This window comes from Deinococcus malanensis, assembly GCF_014647655.1.
Lineage (GTDB): Bacteria > Deinococcota > Deinococci > Deinococcales > Deinococcaceae > Deinococcus > Deinococcus malanensis.
In genome coordinates this window covers 116,852-120,532 of the sequence record NZ_BMPP01000014.1, presented here as the reverse complement: position 1 = coordinate 120,532, position 3,681 = coordinate 116,852, and the positions used below count along the sequence as shown (strand labels likewise).

Here is a 3,681-nt window from a genome sequence, read left to right as displayed (position 1 = left end):
GGACCCTCGGGGTCCTCACCCTCGGCTTCCTCGAGCATCACGACATTACCGAAGCGGAACGGACGTTCCTCCTTACTCTCGCCAGCAGCCTCGCCAGCACCCTCCTGCGGGTGAACGTCGGACACAGGGTTTCCTGGACATGCAGTGGGCTGATGGGACCTGTCCCATCAGCCCACGGTGTCACGAGAGGTCAGCCGGCAGGCACGACTCCCGGAGCGGCGTGCGCCTTGAGTTGCGCGGCGATGTCGGTGTGCAAGCGGACGTAATCCTGGTGGAACTGCCGGATTCCTTCGGTGAGTTTTTCACCGGCCATCTGGTTGTCTACCAGCGCCCAGCGGAACGCGGCTTCGGTGAGTGGTTCCTGCGCGTCCTCGGTTCGCTGCGTGGGTGCACTGAGCTGCCGGTCCAGTGGGCCCTGGTCCGCGTCGAGTTCCGCCAGCAGCGTGGGACTCACAGTGAGGCGGTCGCATCCCGCGAGCGCTTCGACCTGCGCGGCACTCCGGAACGAGGCGCCCATCACCACCGTGCGGTACCCGTGCGTTTTGAAGTGCGTGTAGATGGTACGGACGCTGCGCACGCCCGGGTCTTCATCTACCGGGTAGCTCTCCTTCCCTTCGGCCTTCTTGTACCAGTCGGTGATGCGGCCCACGAACGGCGAGATCAGGAACGCTCCCGCCTGCGCGCACGCGATGGCCTGCTCTAGGCTGAACACCAGCGTGAGGTTGCAGCGGATGCCTTCGCGTTCGAGCACTTCGGCCGCGCGGATGCCTTCCCAGGTGGCGGCCAGTTTGATCAGCACCCGGTCGCGGCCCACGCCTTGGGCTTCGTACAGGGCGATCAGGCTGCGCGCCTTGATGATCATGGCGTCCGTATCGAACGACAGCTGCGCGTCGACTTCCGTGCTGACGTCGCCCGGCACCAGCCGGGTGAGTTCCACCCCGATGCGCACAGCCAGCTTGTCCAGCACGACTTCGATGTCGTCACCGTCGCGCGCACTCTGGGCTACCACCTCACGCACCAGGTTGGCGGACTCGGGCTGTTGAGCTGCTTTCAGGATCAGTGAGGGATTCGTGGTGCAGTCGCGTGGTCGGAACTGTGCGATGGCGGTGAGGTCCCCGGTGTCGGCGACCACCACCGAATGGGTCCGGAGTTGTTCGAGTTTGCTCGTCATGCTTCGTGCCCTCCTGCGCGGAGGATAACCCGCTTTGCGGCCTGAACGATGTGCGTGAGCGCAATGCCGAGTTCCTGGTGGTTTTCGGCAACCGAGGAAGACCGTCACGGCAGGGATGGTGCGCCCTTCAGCTTCACCCTTCCCAAGGTGTGAGGCGCGGAGGTACGACTGAGCGCTGCATTCGGCGTAAGGGCACAGGTGTGGGGGGTTCTGGAACGAGCCCGGAAGTTAGTTCCGAGCCGTATGGTTCGGCAGCCCAGAGTAATTCGAGGTGAACGTGAGAACGTATTCCTAAAAGCCTAGCTTCTTGTCTCGTCCCCTCGCACTTCACTGCTGCTCTCCCCTATCCCGCGCCAGCACACGCCCAGGCAGGGTGCCAGGGAGATCAACGAATATGACGGACACCAGCCCAGGCGCACGCTGGAACTGCCTTCGCGTGTGCCTGGGCTGGCGCTGAGTGCCGGCGCGCCTGAAACCAGGAACTCAATCGTCTCTCCTGCTGCTGCGCGGGCCATCTGCTTGGTCGCAGGTACACTGGCACCCTTATGTTGACGGGAGGCGCGCTGGCTGAAACGGTTCGCTGCGGAATGCCAGCCAGGGGCGTACTTTCGGGTGCTGACCCCAGGGGACATCTGCGCGGGTGACGAGGTGAGCGTGGTGGCCCGGCCGGGGCATGGGGTCACGATTGCTGACGCCTTTCAGGTCTGAATGCATCACCCGGATCGGCTTGCTGGATACCAGGACCTTGAGGGACTGCCGGAGGGCATCCGCCGCCGGATGAAATGAGGAGCGGCGGAAGATGATAGGGAAATCCCTCCGCGTGTGTTCGGCTGAACACATGCGGGTCAGTTCCGACGCATGTAGGCGTCCAGCCAGGTGTGACGGTCCAGCGCTTGCTCACTCAGGAAAAACTGGCAGGTGTTCTCGCCGTGGGTGACCCGCACTTCGTGGTATCCACCGCCGGCAAGGGCGTCAGAGACCTGCGCCCAATCCGCTGAAGCTGGCAGCCCCAGGGCTTGCGCGGCATCGCGCTGAGCGGCCGCGTTGCTAACGGACTCATCTTCAAGTTTCCCCTCGGGTTCCACGAGGGTGAGAAACGAATCCGGTTGCAGGCTGTTGAGCATGTCTTCCAGATCCTCAGGAGTTGGATTCTGGATGTGGGCGTAGGGCGGTCTGGTGGTGTCTGCCATGCTGAACATTAGCGTCCTGCTGTCAGGCCCGGTCCGGGGGACAGGGCTCAGGCCGCAGGCTCACCTGAACGGTGAACGACCGTGGCCTCCGCGGACATACTCAAGGGCATGATTCCTCTGTTCGAGCTGAACAGCGCCCGGCAATCACTTCAGGATGACAATCTCGCCCGGCTGCTCTAGATGGCACAGTCAGATCTGGACGCGGGTGTTCCGATGGTGCTCAGCGCGCATCACCCGTTGAGAGATGAGGTGGCGTGGAAGGTCACGCCTGAGGGAGAGGAGGTCCTGGCAGCGCTGCGGGAGATGACGGCGCTGCTGGAGGCGTGTATGCCGGTGATTCGGGCGGCGCGGATGGTAGCCGGTGAGGGGTCGCCGGAGGCGCTGGAGGCTGTGGGGGCATTGGTGACCCCGCAGCATGCAGGGTGGATGGAAGCCCGGGTGTAGGCGGCGTCATCGCCCCCGCCATGATGCAGTGAACCCGAACGTCCCCCCTTTTCCAGGCTGGCTGGACGCGAACACCTCACCCGCATACCGCTGCACGATCCGGCGCACGGTCGCGAGGTCCACTCCCACGCCCTCAAAATCCTCGTGACGGTGCAGTCGCTGAAACACCCAAACAGTTTGTCAGCGTACCGCGCATCGAATCCGACGCCATTGTCCTCGACAAATACTGCCGTTTCGCCTGCGCGTTCCTCCACCCACACGCGAATCGCCGTAACGTCGCGGGTGCGGGTGTACTTGAGGGCGTTGCCCAGCAGGTTCAGCATCACCTGCCGCAGGGTGTCGTGGTCCCCCATCACCAGAGGTAACTCCTGGATGTTCCAGTGCACCTCCCGGCCCAGCAGATCCGGTTCGAATTCCTGCCGCACCTGCCCGACCAGCCCGCCGAGATCCACAGGGCCGAGACGCAGCGGCAGGCGTGACGTCCGGGACAGGTTCAGCATCGCGTCGATCCAGGTACAGCACCTCACCCGTCTCGAACGGCACGCGGAGATTCCTGGACTGCTCAGCCACAACGTCACGCGCTTCTTCGGGGGAGGATGCTCTTAGGTGCTGAAAACTTCTCCACCCCAAAGTTGCTCGGTGTCGTCCCACTCCGCCTCACGTCCCATCACGCCGTCTTTCCGGGTGAAGCTGGTGAGCACGAAAGCTCCAGGGGGCATGCCGTCAAGCTGGTAATGACCGTGCTGCTGTGACGTGTGCCCCTGGAGGGTGGGTCTTCCCTGGGCAAAGGTCACGGTGACCGGGTCCCCGGGGGAGAGATCTGGGACGCCAGTTTCTTCGACATGGCCTTCGAAGCAGCGGTGTTCATCGTGCGGC

5 protein-coding genes are annotated in these 3,681 nt (G+C 63.8%); 1 reads left to right on the top strand and 4 read right to left on the bottom strand.

Annotated elements, in window-relative coordinates; genetic code table 11:
- Positions 1–190: 190 nt before the first annotated feature.
- Positions 191–1,171, bottom strand: coding sequence for a transaldolase (gene tal / locus IEY49_RS15680; protein ID WP_189010463.1), 981 nt, complete (start codon positions 1,169–1,171; stop codon positions 191–193).
- Between the two features lie 567 nt (positions 1,172–1,738).
- Between tal and IEY49_RS21910 the strand changes: the two genes are divergently transcribed.
- Positions 1,739–1,879 (top strand): hypothetical protein, encoded by a 141-nt coding sequence (locus IEY49_RS21910; RefSeq protein WP_373291927.1) that lies wholly within the window; start codon positions 1,739–1,741, stop codon positions 1,877–1,879.
- Positions 1,880–2,016: 137 nt separating this feature from the next.
- On the opposite strand, the gene IEY49_RS15675 is transcribed toward IEY49_RS21910, so the two are convergent.
- From IEY49_RS15675 to IEY49_RS15660, 3 genes are all read right to left on the bottom strand, one after another.
- Positions 2,017–2,370, bottom strand: a complete 354-nt coding sequence (locus IEY49_RS15675) for a hypothetical protein (protein ID WP_189010461.1) — start codon at positions 2,368–2,370, stop codon at positions 2,017–2,019.
- Positions 2,371–2,591: 221 nt separating this feature from the next.
- Positions 2,592–3,305, bottom strand: a complete 714-nt coding sequence (locus IEY49_RS15665) for a sensor histidine kinase (protein WP_229780849.1) — start codon at positions 3,303–3,305, stop codon at positions 2,592–2,594.
- Positions 3,306–3,407: 102 nt separating this feature from the next.
- Positions 3,408–3,681: hypothetical protein (locus tag IEY49_RS15660; protein ID WP_189010458.1), on the bottom strand; the 274-nt coding region annotated here is incomplete at its 5' end.